This is a genomic window from Stenotrophomonas sp. 2619, assembly GCF_040548725.1.
In the GTDB taxonomy this organism is placed as follows: Bacteria; Pseudomonadota; Gammaproteobacteria; order Xanthomonadales; family Xanthomonadaceae; genus Stenotrophomonas; species Stenotrophomonas maltophilia_AP.
Map to the genome: position 1 here is coordinate 523569 of NZ_JBEPSF010000001.1, position 23929 is coordinate 547497.

26 protein-coding genes and 1 tRNA gene are annotated in these 23929 nt (G+C 67.3%); 18 read left to right on the forward strand and 9 right to left on the reverse strand.

The window, feature by feature from the left end; all coding sequences use genetic code 11:
* Positions 1 to 2: 2 nt before the first annotated feature.
* From ABIA71_RS02415 to ABIA71_RS02430, 4 genes are all read right to left on the reverse strand, one after another.
* Positions 3 to 680, reverse strand: coding sequence for a YjbF family lipoprotein (locus tag ABIA71_RS02415; RefSeq protein WP_354282801.1), 678 nt, complete (start codon positions 678 to 680; stop codon positions 3 to 5).
* A 1-nt stretch (position 681) separates the two neighbouring features.
* Positions 682 to 1791, reverse strand: a complete 1110-nt coding sequence (locus ABIA71_RS02420) for a polysaccharide biosynthesis/export family protein (RefSeq protein ID WP_354282803.1) — start codon at positions 1789 to 1791, stop codon at positions 682 to 684.
* Between the two features lie 82 nt (positions 1792 to 1873).
* Entirely contained in the window at positions 1874 to 2218 is a 345-nt protein-coding gene (locus ABIA71_RS02425) for a hypothetical protein (protein ID WP_354282805.1), read from the reverse strand.
* 101 nt (positions 2219 to 2319) lie between these two features.
* Positions 2320 to 3000 (reverse strand): phosphatase PAP2 family protein, encoded by a 681-nt coding sequence (locus tag ABIA71_RS02430; protein WP_354282807.1) that lies wholly within the window; start codon positions 2998 to 3000, stop codon positions 2320 to 2322.
* 6 nt (positions 3001 to 3006) lie between these two features.
* Between ABIA71_RS02430 and ABIA71_RS02435 the strand changes: the two genes are divergently transcribed.
* A tRNA-Arg gene (locus ABIA71_RS02435) sits at positions 3007 to 3083 on the forward strand.
* Positions 3084 to 3424: 341 nt separating this feature from the next.
* On the forward strand, positions 3425 to 3907 hold the full coding sequence (locus ABIA71_RS02440) for a hypothetical protein (RefSeq protein ID WP_354282809.1): 483 nt from the start codon (positions 3425 to 3427) through the stop codon (positions 3905 to 3907).
* Between the two features lie 881 nt (positions 3908 to 4788).
* On the opposite strand, the gene ABIA71_RS02445 is transcribed toward ABIA71_RS02440, so the two are convergent.
* Positions 4789 to 5892, reverse strand: coding sequence for an alpha/beta hydrolase fold domain-containing protein (locus ABIA71_RS02445; protein ID WP_354282919.1), 1104 nt, complete (start codon positions 5890 to 5892; stop codon positions 4789 to 4791).
* Positions 5893 to 6062: 170 nt separating this feature from the next.
* Here ABIA71_RS02445 and ABIA71_RS02450 point away from each other — a divergent pair, with 170 nt between their 5' ends.
* Positions 6063 to 6317: a hypothetical protein gene (locus ABIA71_RS02450; protein ID WP_354282811.1), complete on the forward strand. Its 255-nt coding sequence runs from the start codon at positions 6063 to 6065 to the stop codon at positions 6315 to 6317.
* Positions 6318 to 6335: 18 nt separating this feature from the next.
* Here the strand turns inward: ABIA71_RS02450 and ABIA71_RS02455 are convergent, their stop codons facing one another.
* Positions 6336 to 6506 carry a hypothetical protein gene (locus tag ABIA71_RS02455; protein WP_354282813.1) on the reverse strand — a complete coding sequence of 57 codons (171 nt, stop codon included), beginning with the start codon at positions 6504 to 6506 and terminating at the stop codon, positions 6336 to 6338.
* Positions 6507 to 6654: 148 nt separating this feature from the next.
* Here ABIA71_RS02455 and ABIA71_RS02460 point away from each other — a divergent pair, with 148 nt between their 5' ends.
* The 8 genes from ABIA71_RS02460 (at position 6655) to ABIA71_RS02495 (ending at position 12195) form a co-directional block, all read left to right on the forward strand.
* Positions 6655 to 7818 (forward strand): zinc-dependent alcohol dehydrogenase, encoded by a 1164-nt coding sequence (locus ABIA71_RS02460; RefSeq protein ID WP_354282815.1) that lies wholly within the window; start codon positions 6655 to 6657, stop codon positions 7816 to 7818.
* Positions 7819 to 7831: 13 nt separating this feature from the next.
* On the forward strand, positions 7832 to 8797 hold the full coding sequence (locus tag ABIA71_RS02465) for an acyl-CoA dehydrogenase family protein (protein WP_354282817.1): 966 nt from the start codon (positions 7832 to 7834) through the stop codon (positions 8795 to 8797).
* The gene (locus ABIA71_RS02470) at positions 8785 to 9543 is read left to right on the forward strand and encodes a PIG-L deacetylase family protein (RefSeq protein ID WP_354282819.1); all 759 of its coding nucleotides are present in this window, start codon (positions 8785 to 8787) and stop codon (positions 9541 to 9543) included. The genes ABIA71_RS02465 and ABIA71_RS02470 overlap by 13 nt, the downstream gene beginning before the upstream one ends.
* Complete coding sequence (locus ABIA71_RS02475) at positions 9540 to 10127, forward strand: methyltransferase domain-containing protein (protein WP_354282821.1); 588 nt, start codon at positions 9540 to 9542, stop codon at positions 10125 to 10127. The genes ABIA71_RS02470 and ABIA71_RS02475 overlap by 4 nt, the downstream gene beginning before the upstream one ends.
* Positions 10124 to 10846 carry a glycosyltransferase family 2 protein gene (locus tag ABIA71_RS02480; protein WP_354282823.1) on the forward strand — a complete coding sequence of 241 codons (723 nt, stop codon included), beginning with the start codon at positions 10124 to 10126 and terminating at the stop codon, positions 10844 to 10846. Before ABIA71_RS02475 ends, ABIA71_RS02480 begins: the two co-directional genes overlap by 4 nt.
* Complete coding sequence (locus tag ABIA71_RS02485) at positions 10846 to 11115, forward strand: PQ-loop domain-containing transporter (protein WP_354282921.1); 270 nt, start codon at positions 10846 to 10848, stop codon at positions 11113 to 11115. The genes ABIA71_RS02480 and ABIA71_RS02485 overlap by 1 nt, the downstream gene beginning before the upstream one ends.
* A 176-nt stretch (positions 11116 to 11291) precedes the next feature.
* Complete coding sequence (locus ABIA71_RS02490) at positions 11292 to 11741, forward strand: PA2169 family four-helix-bundle protein (protein WP_128097293.1); 450 nt, start codon at positions 11292 to 11294, stop codon at positions 11739 to 11741.
* A 166-nt stretch (positions 11742 to 11907) separates the two neighbouring features.
* Positions 11908 to 12195: a hypothetical protein gene (locus tag ABIA71_RS02495; RefSeq protein WP_038688668.1), complete on the forward strand. Its 288-nt coding sequence runs from the start codon at positions 11908 to 11910 to the stop codon at positions 12193 to 12195.
* Here ABIA71_RS02495 and ABIA71_RS02500 read toward each other — a convergent pair whose 3' ends face one another.
* Together ABIA71_RS02500 and ABIA71_RS02505 are read right to left on the reverse strand one after the other, a co-directional pair.
* The gene (locus ABIA71_RS02500; RefSeq protein ID WP_354282826.1) at positions 12196 to 12678 is read right to left on the reverse strand and encodes a GNAT family N-acetyltransferase; all 483 of its coding nucleotides are present in this window, start codon (positions 12676 to 12678) and stop codon (positions 12196 to 12198) included.
* Complete coding sequence (locus ABIA71_RS02505; RefSeq protein WP_354282828.1) at positions 12675 to 13415, reverse strand: hypothetical protein; 741 nt, start codon at positions 13413 to 13415, stop codon at positions 12675 to 12677. The genes ABIA71_RS02500 and ABIA71_RS02505 overlap by 4 nt, the downstream gene beginning before the upstream one ends.
* 203 nt (positions 13416 to 13618) lie before the next feature.
* On the opposite strand from ABIA71_RS02505, the gene ABIA71_RS02510 reads away from it, so the two are divergent.
* From ABIA71_RS02510 to thrC, 5 genes are all read left to right on the forward strand, one after another.
* Positions 13619 to 14341, forward strand: coding sequence for a helix-turn-helix transcriptional regulator (locus ABIA71_RS02510; protein WP_354282830.1), 723 nt, complete (start codon positions 13619 to 13621; stop codon positions 14339 to 14341).
* Positions 14342 to 14413: 72 nt separating this feature from the next.
* Positions 14414 to 15361: a DMT family transporter gene (locus ABIA71_RS02515; protein ID WP_354282832.1), complete on the forward strand. Its 948-nt coding sequence runs from the start codon at positions 14414 to 14416 to the stop codon at positions 15359 to 15361.
* A gap of 353 nt (positions 15362 to 15714) precedes the next feature.
* Positions 15715 to 18231 carry a bifunctional aspartate kinase/homoserine dehydrogenase I gene (gene thrA / locus ABIA71_RS02520; protein ID WP_354282834.1) on the forward strand — a complete coding sequence of 839 codons (2517 nt, stop codon included), beginning with the start codon at positions 15715 to 15717 and terminating at the stop codon, positions 18229 to 18231.
* Positions 18228 to 19160, forward strand: a complete 933-nt coding sequence (locus tag ABIA71_RS02525; protein ID WP_354282836.1) for a homoserine kinase — start codon at positions 18228 to 18230, stop codon at positions 19158 to 19160. The genes thrA and ABIA71_RS02525 overlap by 4 nt, the downstream gene beginning before the upstream one ends.
* Positions 19161 to 19194: 34 nt before the next feature.
* Positions 19195 to 20484 carry a threonine synthase gene (gene thrC / locus ABIA71_RS02530; protein WP_354282838.1) on the forward strand — a complete coding sequence of 430 codons (1290 nt, stop codon included), beginning with the start codon at positions 19195 to 19197 and terminating at the stop codon, positions 20482 to 20484.
* Positions 20485 to 21287: 803 nt separating this feature from the next.
* Here thrC and ABIA71_RS02535 read toward each other — a convergent pair.
* Positions 21288 to 22040 (reverse strand): Crp/Fnr family transcriptional regulator, encoded by a 753-nt coding sequence (locus ABIA71_RS02535; protein WP_354282840.1) that lies wholly within the window; start codon positions 22038 to 22040, stop codon positions 21288 to 21290.
* Between the two features lie 139 nt (positions 22041 to 22179).
* Here ABIA71_RS02535 and hisS point away from each other — a divergent pair, with 139 nt between their 5' ends.
* The gene (gene hisS, locus ABIA71_RS02540; RefSeq protein WP_128097285.1) at positions 22180 to 23577 is read left to right on the forward strand and encodes a histidine--tRNA ligase; all 1398 of its coding nucleotides are present in this window, start codon (positions 22180 to 22182) and stop codon (positions 23575 to 23577) included.
* Entirely contained in the window at positions 23574 to 23867 is a 294-nt protein-coding gene (locus tag ABIA71_RS02545; protein WP_354282842.1) for a hypothetical protein, read from the forward strand. Before hisS ends, ABIA71_RS02545 begins: the two co-directional genes overlap by 4 nt.
* Positions 23868 to 23929 lie beyond the last annotated feature (62 nt).

Below are 23929 nucleotides of genomic sequence, written 5' to 3' on the forward strand. Positions count from 1 at the left end.
GATCAGTCCTTTGATAACCGGTACGGTTTGAGCTGAACGAGCTCAATGGCGTAGTCCGGGCTCAGTTGTTGACGGCTTTTCCAGATGAAACCAGTGGTAGCGTCCGCCCAGTAAACATTGTGGGCTTTCAGGCCGCCCTCCAGTCGTTCATCGAAACGAATCAGGTTGCGCTTTGTTCCGAGTATGTCGACAGATTCGATTGGACCGCGGTTCAGCGTGCCTTGCGCGGTGATGCCCATCTTGTAGCCAGGTATCCAGTCGTACTCGCGTTTGATCGTTGCCTTGCCGCTGATTGTCGCCAGCTTCGCAAATGGCGACTCGCCGATGATTCTGGACCGCAACTGGCGCCCGTTCCCGGACATGCCGGCCACAATTCCGTGTTCATCCAGCCGAAAAACCGCTTGATTTCCGGCATACCAGATCTGTTGGCCGTCGTCGATGAAGCCGAGCACCATGATTGCGGAGAGATCCGGTGTCCTTACCTGAGCCTGTGGATACTGATTTGCGGCAACCTGGTCGGGAGTCGCTTCGATCTGCCGTTTGAAAAGCAGTCGTAAAGAATCGCTTGTTGCGCGACTACCCGTAGTGCAGCCGCCGAGCACGACAAGGGTGCTCGCGGCTAGAAGCAAGCAAGCGCGGCGCAGGTTGCGTGCGCTTGGAAGCACTGGCGAGCCAGTCATGTCAGTTGCCCCCGACTTCATTCTCCGTACGAGCGGCGGTATACAGGATGTTGCTGAAGGGCAGGAGTTGGTTTACGAAGCGGTTCCAGCGCGTCACACCTGCTGCGCCGACGAACACGACATCGCCAGGCTGAAGCATGAACTGACTGCCCACTGCAAATGCAGTCGGGGAGCGTGCTTCAAGCTGGAACACACTTGACGGCGCAGTTTCCAGGTCTTTGCTGCCTCGGATCACATAGACGGCGTTTCCGCTTGAGGTTTCCTGGGTGAGGCCGCGTGCACGGCCCAGCGCCTGATTGAGCGACACGTCGCCGGTACGGAAGCTATAGGCGCCCGGCAGATTGACCTCGCCAACGACGAAGATCTCCTTGCGGTCCAAGTACGGGATGAAGATGGAATCTCCGTCCCTCAAGTAGAGTTGGCGGCCGCCGTATTGTGTCGCCAAGGTTTCCAGGTTGACGGTATAGGTTTTCCCTCCGCGGCTCAGCTTTACGCCTGAGAGATCCGCTTGGTTAACGCTCAGGCCGGCCTGGCTGATCGCATCGGCAAGGGTCAGCGGCGATGTCCCAAGTGCGATGGGCGCAGACCGCTCGGCAGCGCCGGTAACCCATACGCGCTGGCTACCGTAGGTCAGGATTGAGACGTCCACCTGCGGTGATTCAATGTACTGCGCCAAGCGGCGGCTGATTTCTTCGCGAAGCGCCATGGGCGTCTTGCCACGTGCCTGCACCTTGCCGATATAGGGGTAGAAAAGCGCGCCGTCGCTCTGCACTAGCCGGCCGGCGAGATTGCCCTGTTGCTGGGAGCCCGCCGGGACGGTCAGCTCCGGATGGTCCCACACGGTTATGTAGAGGATGTCGCCAACGCCGAGGGTGTAATCGGTCGGCTGGTAGTCGAACAGCTCTGGGGGAAGCACTTGCTCTTGCTGAGTCGCGCGGTCCATCGCGATGAGCTTTGGAGTTATGGTAATCAGCTCCAGCTTGCGATCATCGCTCTGTCGATTCGCCGATACATCGCTGTGACGCAGGTGCTGTCCTGGCGCAAGCATGCAGCCGGACAGGGAGACAGTCGCCAACAGGGCGACCGCAAGGCAGGTGAACTTCATGGTCATGTAGAGTCTGATTTTTCGGCGGACATAAAAAACCCTCGCCAAGCATGGCCCGGCGAGGGCATGGGTTCAGGCTTTGGCTAGATCAGCCGCCGGTGCCGCCGGTGCCACCCGTACCGCCAGTGCCACCCGTGCCGCCGGTGCCACCCGTACCCGGGCCGCCCGGATCGGTGCCACCATTGTTGCCACCATCGTCGTTCGAGCCACTGGAGCTGTCACCGGCGACGCTGTACAGCACGGCGCCCGCAGCGATCACGCCCACGGTGGTGCCCGCGATGGCAGCAGTCGAGTAACCCGCTGCCTCAGCGCCAGCGACTTCAGCAGAGGTCGTGGTTTCGGTAGCAGCACCCGTCTGCTCAACCTGAGCGTCCTGGGCGAAAGCCGGGGAGGACAGGCCTACCAGGGCGATTACGGCAAGCATCTTCTTCATAGAACGGGTTCTCCTACTCCGTTAGGGGGTAATTCATCCCTATGATCACGTTTGTACGCTTTTGATGTCAAGTCGTGGGTGTGATAACGGTAGCAGGAGCCTCAGTGAGGCGGGTGGCCAGTGACCAGCAGCAACAATGTGTGTGGGCGCACATTCCAAAGCGTAGCCAGGGTGACGCTGCCGACTGCCAATGCGGCGATAGTCCAAGACAGTCGCCGAACATCGGCGGGAACAGCACCACGTAGTGCCCAGACCGCTGCCAGCGAGCCCAATAGCCAGCCAGCAATGACCTCCGTCCAAGAGTGGGTGTATAGCGGCGGCCTTGATGCTGAGACGAGCGCCGCAAGTATTAGGCCTGACACCGCCGCACCACGTTGTCGCGTGCGGGTAGCACTTGCCAGCAGAACGGGCCAAATGGCCGCGGAAAATGCTGCATGGCCGCTGAAGCCGGTGAACTGCGGTGAAGTCAAGCCGATTCCCAAGCCCAGATAGGCCAACTTGCTCGCCAATACAGCGACACCGACAGCGCCAACCCCCCATGACCATCGTCGATAGGGTCTCCTGCCATCCAGGTAGCCGAGCAGCATCAACGTGACAGCTGCCGGAAGGAGGAATCGGCTGTCGCCGAGCAGGGAGAGGGCTCTCCAGAAGGAAGGATCCATGGATGGACAATGATGCGGGCGAGTATGGGCACGGAAGGATAGGGGAGAAGCGGCCCCGCGACGTGTACGGTGGTCAAGCGGGATGGCCGCATAGGCGATCACGCTGTATCCTTCACACATCTTCCAGGCCCCGTAGCTCAGCTGGATAGAGCGTCCCCCTCCTAAGGGGAAGGTCGCCCGTTCGAATCGGGCCGGGGTCACCATCAATCAAGTACTTGGCCGAATTCCAACGACACACGCTTGGTATATTGCGCCGCGTTTTGGAATGCTTTGGGCACACCTGGCATACCGGACTGGCAGGAGCCGCGTCAGCACCTGCCGAAGCCGCGAACTTCTTTACCCCTGGTGTTCGGCCTCCACAAAGGCTGTTGGAGTCAGGGCGTGGCCAAGGGCGTGGGTCGCGCGTAGGGGCTGGAGAAACTTTCGCTGCTCGCAGTTTCTACGCTCAGACTGCCAGGCTCGTCATATTAGCGTGCGGAAAGTGTGGATAAACTCCGCCGGCACGCACGATGCGTGCACTACGCCAATTCCGAGGACGATAGTCATGTTGAAAGGATTTAAACCTCTCGCGTCAGCTGCGCTGTGCCTGCTCGGCCTGTCCGCCTTCGCCCAAAACGCTGCCGCCGCGCAATGGGTCGATAGCGGCCGCACTGCGTACCTCAAGTTTAGTTTCTTCGGCAGCTTCGCCGAGCACACCTGCAACGCCGGCGCTACGCCGATCCAGGATTACCCGGGTAGCTGTGCCAACGATGCGGCGAGCGGCTGGACGGCCAACCACAGTGCCTCCAGCGGACTGTCCAACGAGCAGGTCAACTCCTGCGGGGTCAATCCGAACCAGGTTGGCTCGGCCTGCTACGGCCTGGCCTATGCGATCAACGGGCAAGCCTACGCCGGCGGACTGCCGGCCGCGTGCAACGTCGGCGCGCGGGCTGTGGTCACATCGACCAGTATGGAAACCGTCAAGATCCAGTACGAAGAGCTCGATGTGGACTTTATCGAGTTGGCACGCGAGTACGTCTGCCAGTAAGTCGTTCCGGGGACGCCGCCGAGTGTGGCGGCGTCCCCCACCCCAACCGCCTGTAGGGCGGACCGGTTACGGCCAGTCGCGGAATCCGAAAGCCCGCCCGTATCCTGTGCGCATGCTCCCTCCTGACGTTCGATGGCGATCACTGGCCAGCGGGCCCGACGCGCTGGCGCATGCGCTGCTGTGTTGCAACGGTTGATGTGCTACGGCTTTGCCTGCGCGTTGACGATCACGCGTGGTGGGTATGGGGCCGGGTATCTTCCATCCGACAGGCTGAAGGGCGGGGCACGCACCCGCTATGAGCAGGGCGTGATCGATCTGGAGCTTTGGGTGATTCGGCATCAGGACGGTCTGCGCCTTGAGGCACAGCAGCAGAGGCGTCCCCGTCGCCGAATTCGCCCTGAAAGCGCTGGAAAAGCCTATTCGCGCCTGCGCAAAAAGTCGTCAAACACCACGCAGCTGATTGCCTGTCTCGCCTTGCAGCCTGGGCAACACATCGCGATGCCGCCCGGCACCGCGAGAAGTGTTGATTCGTCAGCCGCAATGAACCGGTGGTTGCACTTGAGGCAGGACGCGGTTACGGAAGTGACACGCGCTGCGCGATCGCTGTACAGCTCCCGATCGCCAGCCACTTCAATCAGATGGAAGACACCTGTGGAGGACATCGTTGATTGATCCGTCGTCTTGCGGAAGGAGTGGGAGCAAGTACACCAGTGCAGATGTACGGCGCCGGTGTAGCTCTGGTTAATGTCGGGTGGAGGGCGGAACGCGGCTCACGTTGTCCCGCTGTCGGCCAGCGAGGGGTTTTTACGTGGTATCGCACAGGCAGACGCTGAGCCGGTATTGCGTGGCGCGCGAAAAGTCGTCGCCCATTGTTCTGGTGACTATCTAGCGGCTGCCGCTGCGGGACCGGGTTGATCGGCGGGCAACGCCGTCCCCAGGTGCCGTGCAAAAAACCTCGCCATCACCCGATACGCCTGCTGGCTCTCCGGCAGCTTGGCATCCAGATGGAACGCATGTCCCAGCCCCTCCCACACGTGCAGGTCCGACACGCGCTCCAGGTCCACCAGCCGGCTGTGCATGTAGGACACATTGCTCAGCTCCGCCGCGCGGGTGCCGGTGATGAACAACGTGGGCGGAAACTGCGCCAGCAGCGCTTCGGAAAAGACCGGGGACACCAACGGGTCGCGGAAGTCGACGTTCCCGTAGTACAGGTCTTCCATGATCGGCAGGGTGCCGTCGGCGTGGGGCAACAGCGCGTCGTTGATCGCGGCCATGACGTAGCGCGAGTCGCCGCCGTAGCGCGCATCGCCGCCCGCGCAGAACAGGCCGGCAGCACCGGGCATCGGCAGTTTCTCCTTGGCGAACCAGGCCAGGGATTCGCCGGTGAGCACGCCACCGGCCGAGCAGCCGAAGATGCCGATATGCGCGGCGGGCATCCGTGCCAATGCCGCCCGATACACCGCCGCGACATCTTCGCTGGCCGCCGGGAAGCGGTGCTCGGGGCCCTGGCGATACTCCACGGCAAGCACGGTCATGCCCGTCATCGCCGCCACCGGGATCGCCTCGAGCAGGCCCAGGCTGTCGGCGCGGCCGAATACAAAGGCGCCGCCGTGCAGTTCGATCAGCAGGCGCTGTCGGGCAGGATCCGCCGGTGCGCTGCGCGGTTGCACGCGCACCACGGGAACACCGCCCCAGGTTTCGTGATGCAGCTCCACCGCGAATCGCTTGCGAAGTTCGGCGATCTCGCCATACGCCCATTGATCCGTTCCCTTGCGGATGCTGTCCAGCTGCGCGAGCACGGCGGCATTGTCCAGCTTGGCAGTGGGATCGCCATGAATCACCGCGCTGCGCACGCTGTCCTGCGCCTGTGGGCTGAGATACGGCGAGACCGGTAGCGCGAAGCGGGGCACCTGGCGCACGCCGTCGGCGGGCGCTGCGGCCTGCGCACCCGCGGCGAGCAGCAGGCAAAGGGGAAACGCCGACATCCACTTCGAAACAGCCATACGCACGGTCCACACGGCGGAGATGCCGCACAGGATAGCGTCCAGCGTGGTCCTGCACCCATCGCGGCCGTGCCGATACGTACACGGTGCCGTCGCCGGGTGTTTACGCGCCACCAGCGAGGCTGTGGCATCAAACCCGCTGGAGCCACCCGATGAACAACGCATCGCCGCTGCCGCCATCCGGCGCGCCCGCCACGCCCACGCCCACGCCGGGGCAGCCTGTTGCGCCACCCGTGGAAGTACCGGTCAGCCCTGAACCACCGGTGCAGGAGCCGCCGACCGAAGCGCCACCCCAGGGCGATCCGCCCGCACAGTCACCGCCGCTGGAAGCGCCGCCTGAAGGCGATCCGACCCCTGCAGCGCCGCCGGTGGAAGCGCCGCCCGCCTCACCGCCTGGGCAGCAGTAGTACGACGGGTGGCCTGCCTCAGTCCTTCGACGGGGGCGCCTCGTAGTCGGCCGGGGTGACCTTGCCGTCGTCCTGTTCCGGCATGTCCTTGTCCTTCCACCGGGCGTCGTCGTTGCGGACCTTGTCCGGCGTGAACGCCTTCTGCTGATCGTCTTCAGTCGTGCCGCGTGGGTGGGTGTGCGTGTTCATTCGCTGACTCCTGTGCGTGTGGAGTTCGAGCATCCTGCCGCTCGGGTGAACGTACCGTCGCTCCCTCTCAACATGGCGCACACGGTTGAGTCACCCCCCCGGTACGCAGCCCGGCGTAGCAATGGTGCATCCCTCACTGGAGCAGCATATGCGCGCTTTGACCTTCCACGGCAGCAAGGACGTCCGTGTCGACACCGTCCCTGATCCGGTCCTCGCGGCCCCCGACGACCTGATCCTGCGGGTGACCGCCACCGCCATCTGCGGCTCGGACCTGCACCTGTACCGCGGCAAGATCCCCGACCTGCACAGCGGCGATGTGCTGGGCCATGAGTTCATGGGCATTGTCGAAGAGGTCGGCAGTGGTGTGAGCGACCTTCGGCCGGGCGACCGCGTCGTGATCCCGTTCGTGATTGCCTGCGGCGCGTGCTTCCATTGCCGCCTTGCCGAGTTCGCCGCGTGCGAGACCACCAACAGTGGCAAGGGCGCGGCGATCAACCAGAAGGGTATCCGGCCGCCGGCGGCGCTGTTCGGCTACAGCCACCTGTATGGCGGCGTGTCGGGTGGGCAGGCCGAGTTCGTGCGCGTGCCCAAGGCCAATGTGGGTCCGTTGCGGATTCCCGACGGGCTGTCCGACGAGCAGGTGCTGTTCCTGTCCGACATCCTGCCCACCGGCTACCAGGCGGCGATCAACGCCGGCGTCAAGCCGGGGTCCACCGTGGCGATTTTCGGCGCGGGGCCGGTGGGCCTGATGAGCGCAGCGTGCTGCCGCCTGCTGGGGGCGGAGACGATCTTCATGGTGGACCATCTGGCGTACCGCCTCGACTTCGCGCAACGCACCTACGGGGTGACGCCGATCGACTTCACGCGGGTCGAGGATCCCGCCGAGTACATCGTCACCCAGACCAATGGGCGCGGTGTGGACGCCACCATTGAGGCGGTGGGCTTTGAAGCCGAAGGCAGCGCGCTGGAAGCCGCACTGACCACGCTGAAAGTTGAAGGCAGCAGCGGCGTGGCGATCCGCCAGTGCATTGCGGCCACGCGCCGCGGTGGCACGGTGAGCATCCCCGGCGTCTATGCCGGCTTCGTACACGGCTTCCTGCTGGGCGATGCGTTCGACAAGGGGCTGACCTTCAAAATGGGCCAGACCCACGTACAGAAATTGATGCCGGAGCTGCTCGACCATATCGCCGAAGGCAACCTGGACCCGGGGGTGATCGTCACCCATCGGATGCCGCTGGAAGAGGCGGCCAAAGGCTATGAGATCTTCGACCGCAAGCAGGAGGATTGCCGCAAGGTGATCCTGACGCCCTGACATGGTCGCGAGGATGGAAAACGCAGTACCCGCTGCGGAAGTACCCGCGTTGATGCAGCAGGCACATGCATGGCTGGCCAGCCATCCCGTGCTGCCACTGCCGGGGGCGGGCGACACGCTGGGGCGCTGGCGGCAACTGGCGCAGCTCGGCGCGCGGGACCTGTGCCTGGCCAAGGTGCTTGAAGCGCATCATGACGCCGGGGCGATTCTGCAGGAGCTGCAGGCGCCACCGTTGGCCGCAGGGCAGCTGGCGGCGGTATGGGCGGCCGAGGGCCCGGCGGCGACGCTGGCCTTCGACGCACATCGCAGTACGCTGACCGGCACCAAGCCGTGGTGCTCGGGCGCAGGGTGGGTGGATACCGCGTTGGTGACGGTGCGGACAGATGGGCAATGCCGCCTGTACCGTGCAGATCTACGGGGTGCACGCATCCAGTGCGACGTGCAGGACTGGCCGGCCACCGGGATGGGGCGGATTCCCAGTGCCACCGCGCACTTTGACCAGGTGCCTGCCGTGGAAGTCGGCACCGCCGATGCTTACCTGCAACGACCGGGCTTCTGGCACGGTGGCGCGGGCATTGCCGCGTGCTGGTATGGCGCGGCGACGGCGCTGGCCGAACCACTGCGACGCAGCGCGAAGGCCGCCGAGCCGGGCGTGGCGGCCGGGCTGCTGGGCCAGGTCGACATGACCCTGGCCGCGTGCGCGGCGCTGCTGCGTGAGTTGGCGGACTTGATCGACGCCGCCCCTACACACGCCCACATGACCGAGGTAGTGAGGGTGCGCAGCGTGGTGGAGCGCAGCTGCGTGCAGACCTTGGACCTGGTGGCCCGGGCGCTGGGGCCGGGGCCGATGTGCATGGACCCCGATCACGCGCGGCGCTGGAGCGACCTGACCGTGTTCATCCGCCAGAGTCACGCCGACCGCGACTGGCAGCAACTGGGCATGGACTGCCATCGCGAGGGGCGGGCATGGACGTTGTAGCGCGCCACATCGCCGGCAGCGGCGTCAGCGAGGCGCAGTGGCAGGCGTGCGGGTGGCTGGATGCGGTGCCGGTGTGCGAGGTCGCAACGCTGCTGGCCGGACGCTCACGGCTGGTGGTGGTGTCGCCGCACCCGGACGACGAAGTGCTTGCCTGCGGCGGGCTGATGGCCGCTACCCAGGCGTTGGGCCTGCCCGTGGTGGTGATGTCGGTCACCGATGGTGAGGCCTGCTATCCCGGTCAGTCGGCGTGGCCACCGCAGCGGCTGCGTCGCGCGCGCCAGCAGGAACTCACGCGGGCATTGGACTGCCTGGGCGTGTCCGACGGCGAGCGCCACGCCTTGCACATCGATGATGGTGCCGTGGCCGGTAGCGAAGCAGCGCTGGCAATGTATCTGTTGACGGTGCTGCGCGCCGATGACCTGGTGCTGGGGCCGTGGCGCCTAGATGCACATCCGGACCATGAAGCGGTCGGCCGTGCCTGCGCGCTCGCGGCAGCGTCACGGGGCTGCATGCTGCGCGAATATCCGGTCTGGGGCTGGCATTGGCTGGATCCGCAGGATGCGCCGCGCGCCTGGGCCTCAGCGACGCGGTTCCCGCTGAGCGCCCCGCTGATGGAGCGCAAGCGCGCGGCCATCGCGCAGTTTTCGACCCAGCTCGGCGCAGTCGACGGACTGGAGTGCGACCCCATCCTGCCGCCCTCGGTGGTGCAGCGTTTCGAGCGTGACTACGAGGTGTTGATTGGATGAACACGACCGCCTATTTCGACGCGCTCTACCAGCACGACGATCCATTCGAGTACCGCACCCGGTGGTATGAGGCGCGCAAGCGTGCCCTGACCCTGGCCAGCCTGCCACGTGCCCACTACCTGCGCGGCTGGGAGCTGGGATGCTCCAACGGAGTGCTTACCGCCGCGCTCGCGCCGCGCTGCGCGCAGTTGCTGGCCACCGACCTGAGCGAACAGGCGGTGAGCGCGGCGCGCCTCGCCCTTGCCGCACATGCGCATGTGCGGGTCGAGCACGCCGAGCACCCGCGGCAGTGGCCCGATGGCACGTTCGACCTGATCGTGTTCAGCGAGCTGGGCTATTACCTGGACCCGCCGACGATGCAGGCGATGGCGGCACGGCTGGCCGCCTCGCTGGACGCGCAGGGCGTGCTGGTGGCCTGCCATTGGCGTCCCGACTTCGCACAGGCGCGGTGCTCGGCGGAATTCGTGCACGCGCAGCTGGACACGTTGCTGCCGCGGGCGTTCTCCTGGAGCGATGACGACATGCTGCTGCAGGGCTGGTCGCGCGACACCCGCTCGGTCGCCGCGCACGAGGGGCTGCGATGATCGCCGCGATCGTCCCGGCGCATAACGAGGAGCGTCTGATCGGCCCGTGCCTGCAGGCGCTGCAGTCCGCCGCGCGGCATCCCGGGCTGGCGGGCGAGGCGGTGGCGATCGTGGTGGCGCTGGACCGCTGCAGCGATGCGACCGCAGCCGTCTGCCGGCGCTTCGGCGTGCACGCGGTGCGGGTGGAGGCGGGGTGTGTCGGCGTGGCCCGCGCAGTGGCCAGCGAGCACGCGCTGTCGCTGGGCGCGCGCTGGATAGGCTGCACCGATGCCGACAGCCGCGTGCCGGCCGACTGGCTGTGGCGACAGGTGGCCTGCGAGGCCGGCGCCTTCTGCGGGGTAGTGAGCGTGGACGATTGGCTGGACTACCCGCCCTCGGTACGGCAGCAGTTCCTACTAGGCGAGCGCGCACAGGATGGCCATCACCACGTGCACGGCGCCAACATGGGATTCAGTGCGGCTGCATACCGCAGCAGCGGTGGCTTCCTGCCGCTGGCCACCGGTGAGGACGTCGCGCTCATCGATGCGATCCAGCGCAGCGGTGCGCGCGTGGCGCGGCTGGCGGCTCCCCAGGTAGTCACCAGCGCCCGCCGGCACGCGCGCGCAAGCCATGGCTTCAGCGATTTCCTCAAGCGCCTTGAGCGCAGCATCGGCGATACACCCGCATCGTCCGGTCTGGCCGTCTGTGCCACGGGCATCAAACCGGCTGGGGCATGCTGATGGCCGCCATTGATCTGCTGGGGTGGGCGGCCACGGCGGTGCTGGTGGCGACCTTGTGGCGGCAGATATGGAAGCAGTGGCGCGCCGACGATGCCCAGGCGGTATCCACGTGGCTGTTCATTGGCCAGATGACCGCGTCTGTGCTGTTCATCGCGTACAGCGTCGTTCTGCATTCCTGGGTTTTCGTCGTGACCAACAGCCTGGTGCTTGCCACCGCGATTGCAGGGCAGTGCATGGCCTGGGTGAAGCGCCGCCGCGCGTCGTCGTGACGGCGCACTCGCGCGTTGAACACGCCACGGCAACACCTGCATTTCGCGTTGCATACGTCGCTGAACCGCGTGTTTTCAGTGTCACGCCGACTTCATTTACGATGCGGAAAAGTGGACCCACCCAAGCACGGGCACCCCGCAAAAACGGGCATCCCGACATTACAGGAGCACCACCAGTGACTACCGAAACCAAGACCACCCACACCTTGAACGACCTGATCGAAATCGCCCGCGACGGCAAGGACTTCTACACCGAAGCTGCGGGCAAGGTGAAGGATGCCGAACTGTCTGCACTGTTCACCCGCATCGCCGGGGTGAAGGACGAACTCGTCCGCTCGCTCAGCGCGACCGTTCTGGCCGCCGGTGGCAAGCCGGCCGACCACGGCACGGTGGTGGGGTCGATGCAGCAGTTCTACGGCAAGGTCCGCGCCACCCTCGGCGATACCCAGTACGGTTATGTGGCTGAACTGGAAGAATCCGAGGATCGCCTGCTGAAGGCGTTCAAGGACACCCTCACCGACAGCGACACCACGCCGGCAGCGCGCCAGGAAGTGCAGCGCCTGCTGCCGCAGGTGCAGGAATGCCATGCGGTGATGCGCGACCGCAAGCATGCGATGAAGCACTGACCGCTGGGCATGACGGCGCCTTGATCGGTGCCGGATGAACACGCGCGGTGCACCGCGCAGACAGCCCCGGCGTGCCCGGGGCTGTCTGCGTCTGGCGGCCGAACGCCGCCGTACGGGGGGTAGGGAATTGGTGCATACTCGATCGAAAGGGCTGACTGGATCTGTTATGGAACACATGCGTTGGCTGACACTTCGGCTTGGCAACAATCAATCCATCGGACCGAAGGTGCTGTCGGACCTGTGGTCCAATGCCTGTGAGACAAACCAGTCGTCGGTGACCCGCGACACGATGCCGGGTAAATCCACGTCCTATGCGCTGCATGCCCCGCTGTCGCTGGCATACCCGAAGCGCGCCGAGCTGCGTATGCGCAAGCTGCTGGAGGAGGCGGGTTACACGTTCACGCTGGGGTCGCTGGCCGATCGCCCAGCCCCGCAGCCCCTTCGCGTGCGCTGATCACGGCGGGTCAAGCCGCCGGACCATGATGCGCACCGGAAACCCGCCGGCATGCAGGATCGATTCCAGCGGCGCCCAACCGAGCCGGCGGTACAGGCCGCCATCATCGGCTTCGGTCTGCAGGTAGACCTCGCGCACGCCTTCGGCGGCGGCACGTGCCATCAGGTCGTTGATCAGTGCTTCGGCGATGCCTTTGCCGCGTTGCGCCGCATCCACGTAGACGCCCCCCAGCCAGTGAAGACGTTCCGGTCGCTCCGCGCGTTCATGGAACTTCAGCTGCGCCGCCGCGACGGGGTGATCATCCTGCATCGCAACCAGCAGCATGGGCAGGGCGTCAGGCTGCAGGAACACCTCCAGCCGTTCGCACTCGTCTGCCAACGTCCTGCCGGGCACGTGGTGTCCCCACTGCTGGAAGTACCAGGCCGCAACCTGAGGCAGCAGCCAGGGCCGTTCGCTCAACGTGACCCGAAGCAGGCCGGTCACGGCGCAGCCGGGTACACGGCAAGGATTTCGCAGCGGGCCTGGGTACGGTTGATGGGCGGCTCGGGCAGGTAGCCGCGTTCGGCGATGGCGTCCAGGATGGGGTCCACCGTCGGAATTATTTCCAGCATGTCGCCCGGGTGGCCGCAGATCACGCCGGTCTTGAACCCGGAATGGAACCGCAGCTGCGGCGAATGCACCAACCCGCGGCAGGACGGCGCCACTTCGATGACGTAGTGGCGGTAGCCGCCGGAGTAGCGCGGGTTGGTTTCCACGGTGACGCCCTGCGCGCTGTCGCTCCAGCCGCGCACATGGCGGGTGCTGAAGCAGTACGACGGTGAACCGCGGAAGGAGCGCCGATGCTCGGTCACATTCACCGCGTCCAGCGTGACCGGAAGCGCTACGTCGTTCTGCTTGGCCTGCTGTGCGAATTCGCGGCGGCTGATGCGCTCCACCGCGGAAATGGTGCAGGTTTTGTCGTCGGTCATGACCCGCTCATCGCCGGTGCCGCAGACCCAGCTGTCGACGGCGGCCACACGCGGGTCCTCGGCGGCGAGCAGTCCCGGGCAGGCAGCGCTGAAACGCAGCCGCCACGGTGACTGGGTGCGGTCGAGCAAGGTGATGCTGTCTGGGCTGCTCTGGTTCATTTCCAGCAGGCCCTTGGCGTCCATGCAGTGCGGGCCGGGCGCAGTGCGCGCGGCGGACAACGGGGCAGGGGATTCGGCGTGGGCAGTGGTCAAGGGAAGACCCGCAACCAGGATGGCAAGCAGCGCCGGAAACCGGCTGCGCGGCCGCAGAGGCGGAAGGTACGGGGACGTCACGGCATGCACTCCTTGCTGACTGGACGGTCCCGACTATAGCACCGGCCCGCGCAGCCCTTGTTGCACAGGGCAGATGGGGCGCGCAGACTGCTTCTTCCCCCGGTTCCGCGATGTCTTCGGCCATGTCCACCGCTGCCTTCAACCTGCGTCGCTACGGCCGCACGTCCAGCGTGGACCGGCATGATTTCGCGCAATGGGTGGTGCCGTTGCAGGGCGAGCTGGTGTTCGAGCTGGAGGGGCGCGGTGCCCGTCTGGACGTGTGGCAGGGTGCCTTCGTGGCGCCGTCGGCAGGGCACGCGCAATGCGCGCTGCAGGACGATCGCTTCCTGATCGTGGATTGCCCGGCAGCGCTGCTGGACGACGACACCTTGGAGCGCCTGGCGCGGCATCCGGTGCTGGCGCTGCCCACGCCGGTACGCACGATGGCGCGCCGGGTCTGCGCGGCCACGTCGGAAAATATAGACGCTGCGGTGGTTGTGCGTGAAATGCCGCTGCTGCTGCAGGCCTTTTCGCTGGCGGGCAGTGCCACGCGCCTGCAGGCGGTATGTGCGCGCATTGAACGCCAGCCCGGTGAGGCTTGGCCGGTGGAGCGTATCGCGGCGGAGGTGGGGGTCAGCGGCAGCCGGGTGCACGCGTTGTTCCGGCATGCGTTCGGCCTCAGCCCGCAGGCCTGGTTGAGCAGCTGCCGTCTGCGCTGGGCACGTGGGCAGTTGGCCAGCACCGACGTGGCCATCGCGCAGATCGCCCAGCACGCGGGCTACTCCGAACAGAGTGCGTTGACCCGGGCACTGCGCCGCGAATGGGGCATGAGCCCCGCCGAGTACCGGCGCCGACAGCGGCAGTAGCCTGGGTCAAGACCCACGCCGTGCCGATGCCTACACTGGCGCCCTCTTTCCGGCAGCGGTGCACGCGCGCAGATGAATCGATCGATGGGAGTGGGCATCGCCAACGGCATTGCCGCTGGCGCACTGTGGGGCGTGGTGTTCCTGGCGCCGGCGATGCTGAGCCAGTTCGGTGCGGTGCAGCTGTCGGCCGGTCGTTATCTGGTCTACGGGCTGATCGCCGTGGTGTTGCTGGCTCCGCGTTGGCGCGACCTGCGCACGCGCATCGGCATGGCCGAATGGCGCGGCCTGCTGTGGCTGAGCCTGGCCGGCAACCTGGTGTATTTCGTGCTGCTGGCCAATGCCGTGCAGTGGGCCGGTGGCGCGGCGGCGTCGCTGATCGTGGGCCTGATTCCGGTGGTGGTGACGCTGGCGGGCGTGCGCGAAAAGGGGGCCGTGCCCTTGCGCAAGCTGGCCCCCGCGCTGCTGCTGTGTCTGGCCGGGGTAGCGTTGGTGGGCTACGAGGCGTTGCAGGCCGAGCATGCGCAGGGTTCCACCGGGCGTCGCCTGCTGGGCCTGCTGTGCGCCGTGGGCGCGCTGTTTTCGTGGGCGGTGTATTCCATCGGCAACAGCCGCTGGCTGGCGCGCCGGCCGGACCTGTCCGGCCACGACTGGTCGCTGCTGACCGGTGTGGCGACCGGCGCGCTGTCGCTGTTGCTGGTGCCCAGTGCCTTCCTGTTGCCGAGTGCATCCCACACTGTGATGGACTGGGGCTGGTTCTGGCTGATCAGTGCCGGGGTGGCGGTGGTGGCCTCGGTGCTGGGCAACGCGTGCTGGAACCGGGCCAGCCGCAATCTGCCGCTCACCCTGACCGGCCAGATGATCGTGTTCGAGACCCTGTTCGCGCTGCTGTATGGGTTCGCCTGGCAGCAACGCTGGCCGACCGCGATGGAAACGGTGGCGATCGCATGCCTGGTATCCGGGGTGCTGATGTGCGCCCATGCACATCGACCCCCGCGTGCCATCGCCGAACATGTGGGCTGATCGCGTTGGTGGGGCTGCATGGTCTCATTCGCAACCTTTTTGCCGACGATGCCGGCCGATCGCGGCCCGCTTCATTTTGCACTGCAACACTTGACAAGCCCCCCGCCGGCGTAGTTTTCTTGGTCCATGGTCTCTACCGCCGCCACCGTCCAGCGTTGCACCGCCGCCCTCGCGGCCGGTCGGGCCGTGCCTGCGCAGACCACCGGTACCACCACCATTACCACCGTCACCACTCGCCTGGTGCGGCCCGTCGTCTTCGCGTAATTTCCGAAAACAACGGCCCCGCACCCGGAACAGGTTGCGGGGGAGCGCCTTCAACCTGACCCGATGCGGGGCCTCGAATCGAGGTCTTCATGTCATCCGTCGCCGTCCTGCCTGCTGCCGCTGAATCCGCTGCCCCCGAACTGCGGGCCGCCACCTCCACCATCGTGCATAAATTCGGCGGCACCTCGGTGGCCGATGCCGAGCGCTACCGCCATGTGGCCCAACTGCTGCTGGCGCGCGGGGAAGCCGTGCAGGTGACCGTGGTGTCGGCCATGAAGGGCGTCACCGATGCGCTGATCGATGTGGCCGGTCTGGCCGCCGACAATGCGCCCCACTGGCGCGACGCGTGGCACGCGCTGCGTGCGCGTCATCGCGGTGCCGCAGTGGCGTTGCTGGGCGAACACGCCGGCCAGACGGTGGAGTGGCTCGATGCCCGGTTCGACCACCTTGCCGAAGTGCTCGGCGCGCTGGCGGTGATCGGCGAGTTGCCCGTGGAAGTGCTGGAGCGGGTGCAGGGGCTGGGCGAGGTGTACTCGGCGCAGCTGCTGGGCCAGTACCTGCAGAGCCTGGGTGAGGCATGCGCCGTGCTGGACGCACGGGATGTGCTGGTGGTGGATCGCGGCGAGCTGGGCGTGGACGTGGACTGGGTGCAGAGCGCACAGCGTCTGGCACGCTGGCGTGAGGCGAACCCGTCGTCGCGCGTGGTCGCCACCGGCTTCGTGGCCCGCGACCGCCGCGACCGCATCACCACCTTGGGCCGCAATGGCAGCGACTATTCCGGTGCGATCTTCGCGGCGCTGTTCAACGCCGACGAACTGCATATCTGGACCGACGTCGATGGCGTGCTCTCGGCAGACCCGCGCGTGGTCCCGGAAGCCGTGCAGCTGGATGCCCTCAGCTACGACGAGGCCTGCGAGCTGGCGTACTTCGGGGCGAAGGTCGTACATCCGCAGACGATGTCGCCGGCGATCGAGCGCGGGCTGCCGATCATCATCCGCAACACCTTCAACCCCCTGCACCCGGGCACGCGCATCACCGCCGAACGGACCGTTGCCGGGCCGATCAAGGGCCTGACCCTGAGCCCGGACCTGGCGGTGCTGAACCTGGAGGGCACCGGTCTGATCGGCGTACCGGGTACGGCCGAGCGGGTGTTCGCGTCGCTGCGCAACGCGCACGTGTCGGTGGTGATGATCTCGCAGGGGTCGTCGGAGCATTCGATCTGCTGCGTGGTCAAACAGGCCGAGGCGGTGCGTGCGCGCGACGCACTGCTGCAGGCCTTCGCCCATGAACTCAGCCTGGGCCAGGTGCAGCGCGTGCAGCTCACCGACAACGTCAGCGTGCTGGCAGCAGTGGGGGATGGCATGGCCGGGCAGCCGGGCGTGGCCGCGCGCCTGTTCGAATCGCTGGGGCGGGCGCAGGTCAACATCCTGGCGATCGCGCAGGGTTCGTCCGAGCGCAACATCTCGGTCGCCGTCGACAGCCGGCATGCCACCAAGGCGCTGCGCGCCGCCCATGCCGGGTTCTGGCTGTCACCGCAGACCTTCTCGGTGGGCGTGATCGGGCCGGGCAACGTCGGCGCGGCGCTGCTGGACCAGTTGCAGGCGGCGCAGTCGCAGCTGCTGGGACGGGCCAACGTCGACCTGCGGCTGCGTGCGGTGGCCTCGCGCAGCCGCATGGTGCGTGATCAGCGCGGCCTGCACGGCGACTGGCGCGGCGCACTGGCAGCGTCGTCCGAGCCCACCGATCTGGACGCTTTCACCGAGCACCTGCTGTCGGCCCACCTGCCACATGCGCTGGTCATCGACTGCAGCGGCAGCGCCGATGTGGCCGACCGCTACGCCGGGTGGCTCGCGGCGGGCATCCACGTGGTGACCCCGAACAAACAGGCCGGCGCCGGCCCACTGCCGCGCTACCAGGCGATCCGCGACGCGGCCGCCGCCAGTGGCGCACGTTTCCGCTACGAAGCCACGGTAGGGGCGGGCCTGCCGGTGATCACCACGCTGCGCGACCTGGTCGACACCGGTGATGAGGTGCTGGCCATCGACGGCATCTTCTCCGGCACGCTGGCATGGCTGTTCAACAAGTACGACGGCCAGGTGCCATTCTCGCAGCTGGTGGCGCAGGCCCGTGGCATGGGCTACACCGAGCCGGACCCGCGCGATGACCTGTCGGGCGTGGATGTGGCGCGCAAACTGGTGATCCTGGCGCGCGAGGCCGGGCGCGAACTGAGCCTGGAGCAGGTGCAGGTGGAGAGCCTGGTGCCCGAGGCACTGCGCCAAGCCGGCGTGGAAGAGTTCATGGCCGGGCTGGATGCGGTGGATGCCGCCTTCGCCGAGCGCCTGGCAGCGGCACGGGCACGTGGCGCGGTGTTGCGTTACGTGGCGCGGCTGTCGCCGGACGGTGCGCAGGTGGGGCTGGTGGAGCTCCCGGCAGGGCACGCGTTCGCGAACCTGCGCCTGACCGACAACGTGGTGCAGTTCACCACGCGCCGCTACTGCGACAACCCGTTGGTGGTGCAAGGCCCGGGTGCGGGTCCGGAAGTGACCGCCGCCGGCGTGTTCGCCGATGTGCTGCGGGTGGCGGTGGGCGAAGGAGCGCGCCTGTGAGCGGTGGCGACAGCAACGCGGCGCGTGCGTTTTCGCCGGCCTCGGTGGGCAACGTCGCGGTGGGCTTCGACATCCTCGGCCATGCCATCGCCGGCGTCGGCGATACGGTCACCGTGCGCCGCATCGAGGCACCGGAGGTGCGCATCGCGGCCATACGGGGGACGCCGTTCGCGCTGCCGCTGCACGCGCCGGACAACACTGCGGGTGCGGCGTTGATCGCGCTGCGCGATGCACTGGCCTTGCCGTTCGGGTTCGAGGTGGAGATCGACAAGGGCATCGCGCTGGGCTCGGGCATGGGCGGGTCGGCGGCGTCCTGCGTGGCCGCGCTGGTGGCCGCCAATGCGCTACTGGACGCTCCCTTGCCGCGCGCGGTGCTCTATCCCTTCGCGCTGGAAGGCGAGGCGGTGGCCAGCGGTGGACGGCACGGCGACAACCTGGGCCCGATGCTGCTGGGCGGGCTGGTCTTGAGCACGGCCGAGCGGCTGGTGCCGATTCCCGTGCCGGACGACTGGCACAGCCTGCTGGTGCATCCGGAGGCCGTGCTGGAAACCCGCCGTGCGCGCGCGGCGCTGCAGGGCAGCTACGCGCTGGGGGAATTCGTCGAACAGAGCGCCAACCTGGCGCTGGTGCTGAGCGGGTGCTTCACTGCCGATGCGTCGCTGGTGCGCGCCGGCCTGCGCGACGTGCTGGTGGAGCCGCGCCGCGCGGGGTTGATCGGCGGCTTTCATGCCGCGCGGGAAGCGGCGCTGGCGGCCGGTGCGATGGGCGCCAGCATTTCCGGTGCCGGGCCTAGCGTATTCGCCTGGTTCGAGCGGCGCGACGCCGCGCTGGCTGCGCAGGAGGCGGTGCAGCAGGCGTTCGCCGCCGCCGGGTTCGACAGCCAGGGCTGGGTCTCGCCGGTGAACGCGCCGGGCGCGCAGTTGCTGTGAGTGCGGTGTTTCTTACTTTCTTCCAGGATGACCGATGAATTTTGTTTCCACCCGTCACACCGCACCGCCCGCCACGCTCAGCCAGGCCATTGCCGCCGGGCTGGCCCCCGACGGCGGCCTGTACGTGCCCGCGCAGCGCCCGCAGGCGTCGGCATGGCAGCCGCAGGGCTCGCTGGCGCGCGATGCCGCCGCGGTGCTGGCCCCGTACTTCGAGGGCGATGCGCTGGCACCGCACCTGCCGCAGCTATGCGCGGATGCCTTTGATTTCCCCGCGCCGCTGCGGGCATTGAGCACCCCCGGCGACCATGTGCTGGAGCTGTTTCATGGCCCCACCGCGGCGTTCAAGGATTTCGGCGCGCGCTTCCTGGCCGCCAGTCTGGCCCGGCTGCAGCAGGGTCGCGAGTACCCGCTGACGATCGTGGTGGCCACCTCCGGGGATACCGGTGCGGCCGTGGCGGCGGCCTTCCACCGGCAACCGGGCATCCGCGTGGTGGTGCTGTACCCGGATGGGCGTGTGTCGCCCCGCCAGGCGCACCAGCTGGGGTGCTTTGGCGACAACATCCACACGCTGCGCGTGGCTGGTTCGTTTGATGACTGCCAGGCGATGGTGAAGCAGGCCCTGGGCGACCGGGCGTTGCAGGCCCGGGTGCCGCTGAGTTCGGCCAACAGCATCAGCCTGGGGCGCTGGTTGCCGCAGATGAGTTACTACGCGCACGCCGCGCTGGAACACCACGCCCGCACCGGCAACGTACTGAACCTGGTGGTTCCCACCGGCAACCTGGGCAACGCCATGGCCGCGCTGCTGGCCCGTGCGATGGGCCTGCCACTGGGGCAGGTCGCACTGGCCACCAATGCGAACGACGTGCTGCCGCGCTTCTTCCACGGCGGCGCGTACCAGCCGGCGACCAGCGTGGCCACCCTGGCCAATGCGATGGACGTGGGCGCACCGAGCAACTTCGAACGGTTGCGCTGGCTGTATGCCGACGACGATGCGGCGTTGCGCGCGGACCTGCACGTGGAGGCGGTGGACGATGCGGCTATCCGTGAGGTGATCGCGCGGCGCTGGGCACAGGCCGGCGAAGTGTTCTGCCCGCATACCGCCACCGCCGTAGCGGTGCTGGAGGCGCTGCGTGCCAAGGGCATGCAGGGCGACTGGGCGGTCGCGGCGACGGCGCACCCGGCCAAGTTCGAGTCGGTGGTGGAACCGCTGATCGGCCAGACGCTGGGCGTGCCGCCGTCGCTGTCGGCGCTGCTGGACCGGCCTGCGCATGCGCAGCCATGCGCGCCGGAATACGCAGCGCTACGCGAACGGCTGCTCGCGTAGCGCCGGGCTCTGCCCGGCTGCTGTTCGTTCCGGCGTCATGGTGCCTGGTGCAAGCCGGGCAGAGCCCGGCGCTACGGGGTTCCGTTCGTTCCGGCGTCGTGGTGCCTGATGCGAGCCGGGCAGAGCCCGGCGCTACGGCGTTTCGTTCGTTCCGGCGTCACGGTGCCTGATGAAAGCCGGGCAGAGCCCGGCGCTACGGCGTTCCGTTCGTTCCGGCGTCACGGTGCTTGATGAAAGCCGGGCAGAGCCCGGCGCTACGGGGTTCCATTCGTTCCGACGTCATGGTGCCTGATGCAAGCCGGGCAGAGCCCGGCGCTACGGGGTTCCGTTCGTTCCGACGTCACGGTGCCTGATGAAAGCCGGGCAGAGCCCGGCGCTACGAGGTTCCGTTCGTTCCGGCGGCGTGGTGCCTGATGCGAGCCGGGCAGAGCCCGGCGCTACGGGGTTCCGTTCGTTCCGGCGTCATGGTGCCTGATGCGAGCCGGGCAGAGCCCGGCGCTACGGCGTTCCATTCGTTCCGGCGTCACGGTGCCTGATGCTAGCCGGGCAGAGCCCGGCGCTACGGGGTTCCGTTCGTTCCGGCGTCGTGGTGCCTGATTCGAGCCGGGCAGAGCCCGGCGCTACGGCGTTTCGTTCGTTCCGGCGTCGTGGTGCCTGATTCGAGCCGGGCAGAGCCCGGCGCTACGGGGGGCCGTTCGTTCCGCCGTCATGGTGGCTGATGCAAGCCGGGCAGAGCCCGGCGCTACCGGTCGTTCGCCGGAAACCTGCTCGTAGCGCCGGGCTCTGCCCGGCTGCTGTTCGTTTTACTCGCCGGAGAGCGTGTGCAGCGCGGCTTCGTCGAGGATCTCGACGGTGTTCAGGTGGGGCAGGGCGATCAGGCCCTGCTGGCGCAGCTTGGTGAACGTGCGGCTCACCGTTTCCATGGTCAGGCCAAGGTGGTCGGCGATGTCGCCGCGGCCCATGGGCAAGGTCACGCGCAGGCCGTTGCCGCCCAGGCGGGCTTCGCGGGCGGCCAGGCGCAGCAGGAAATCGGCCAGCTTTTCCGCCGGCTGCAGGCGGGCCAGCGACATGGCTGCGTCCTGCGCAGCGTCCAGTTCCTGGCAGGCGCGCTGCAGCAGCTTGCGCTCCAGGTGCGGGAACCGGGCGCGCAGCTCCTTCATCTGCGGCAGCGCCACCCGGCAGACGCGGCTGTCGGCGATGGCTTCGATGTCGTAGCGGTGGTGGTCGTTGCCGCTCAGCCCCAGGTAATCGCCAGGCAGCACGAAACCGCTGATCTGGCGGCGGCCGTCGGGCAGTGTCCGCACCAGGCGCAGTGCGCCGGCGGTCAAGGTATAGACATGCAGGCGCGGTTCACCGCTGCGGGCCAGGGTGGCGCCCAGCGCCAGCGGCTGCGACACGGTCACCCGTTCCAGCGCCAGCACTTCGTCAGGCGACAACGCCGAGCACACGGCCAGATGACGCACCGAGCAGTGCAGGCAGTCGCGCAGCGGCGAGCAGCCCGGGCTGGCGGGATCTTCAACGGCGGAGAGGGCGGTACCGGAGTGGGGCCGGGTCATGTCGAACCAGGGAGCGGGGCCTGCTTATGATACTTCATGCGGCCATTGGCCCGGACCGGCGCGATCAGCGCAGCCCGGCGCGTCGGCTGCGGCTAGAATATGCACCACGCTCATCCCCCGATTCGCAGGAGTCCCGCAAGTGATCAAGCCCCGTACGCCGCCCGGCATCATGGAATTGCTGCCGCGCGAGCAGATCGCGTTCCAGCGCATGCTGGACGTCATCCGCCGCAACTACGAGCGGTTCGGGTTCCTGCCGGTGGAAACCCCGGTGTTCGAGCTGTCCGATGTGCTGCTGACCAAGTCCGGCGGTGAAACCGAGCGCCAGGTGTATTTCGTGCAGTCCACCGGCGCATTGGCCAACGCCGCCGAAGCCGGCGACAAGGCGCTGCCCGAGCTGGCCCTGCGCTTCGACCTCACCGTGCCGCTGGCCCGCTACGTGGCCGAACACGAACACGACCTGACCTTCCCGTTCCGTCGTTACCAGATGCAGCGCGTGTACCGCGGTGAACGTGCCCAGCGCGGCCGCTTCCGCGAGTTCTACCAGTGCGACATCGACGTGATCGGCAAGGACACCCTGAGCACCCGCTATGACGCCGAAGTCCTGGCGGTGATCCATGCGGTGTTTGCCGAACTCAGCATCGGCGCCTTCAGCATTCAGCTGAACAACCGCAAGCTGCTGCGCGGCTTCTTTGAAAGCCTGGGCGTCGCCGATGGCGAGCGCCAGCTGGCGGTGCTGCGCGAAGTGGACAAGCTGGACAAGCGCGGTCCCGACTACGTGCGCGAGACGCTGGTCGGCGAGGGCTTTGCGATTCCGGCCGAGCAGGTCGAGCGGATCCTGGCCTTCGTGGCGGTACGTTCCAGCAGCCACGCCGACGCGTTGGCGCAGCTGGACGCGCTGCTGGCCGATCCGGCCGCCAGCGAAACGCTGAAGGTGGGCGTGGCCGAACTGCGCGAAGTGCTGGAGCTGGTCAAGGCGCTGGGCGTGCCGGAAACCGCGTACTGCCTGAACTTCTCCATCGCGCGCGGCCTGGATTACTACACCGGCACCGTGTACGAGACCACGCTGACCGACCACCCGCAGATCGGCTCGATCTGCTCCGGTGGCCGTTACGAAGACCTGGCCAGCCACTACAGCAAGTCCAAGCTGCCGGGCGTGGGCATTTCCATCGGCCTGACCCGCCTGTTCTGGCAGCTGCGCGAAGCCGGCCTGATCGCCGGGATCGAAGACAGCAGCGTGCACGCGCTGGTGGCGCTGATGGACGACGCCAGCCTGCCGCAGTCGCTGGACATCGCCCGACGCCTGCGCGCCGGTGGCATCAACGCCGAAGTGCAGATGGAGCCGAAGAAGATCGGCAAGCAGTTCCAGTACGCGGCCAAGGCCGGGATCCGCTTCGTGGTGCTGGCCGGTGACGATGAGCTGGCCCGCGGCGTGGTGGCGGTGAAGGACCTGCTGCGCGAACAGCAGTTCGAGGTGTCGCGCGAGGAGCTTGCCAGCACCCTGCAGGTGGAGCTGGAGCAGGCCAAGGTCATGCCGTGAGCCGGCTGGGGGCGGCGGCAACGCTGCTGCTCCTGCTGACCGCGTGCCGGACCGATCCTGCGCTGCACAGCCAGCGGATCGGTCCGGGCCAGTACCGGCTGACGGTCGACCGCTGCCACGTGATCGATCGGGAGCAGCTGGAGCGTGACCTGCGCGGGTTGGCCGGGCAGACCTGTCCGGGCGGGGCTGGGGCGCTGGAGGCCATCCGGTCCATCCCGAGCCGCCAGGGCAGCCTGTTCGGCGAGTGCCTGCGTCATGGCGCCCTCCGCGCCGAGGTGCACTGCCGGTAGGTACCAGCCGTTGGTCGGCACGCCGCCAATGGCCCCGAGATCTACGAAAAACGCCCGCCCAG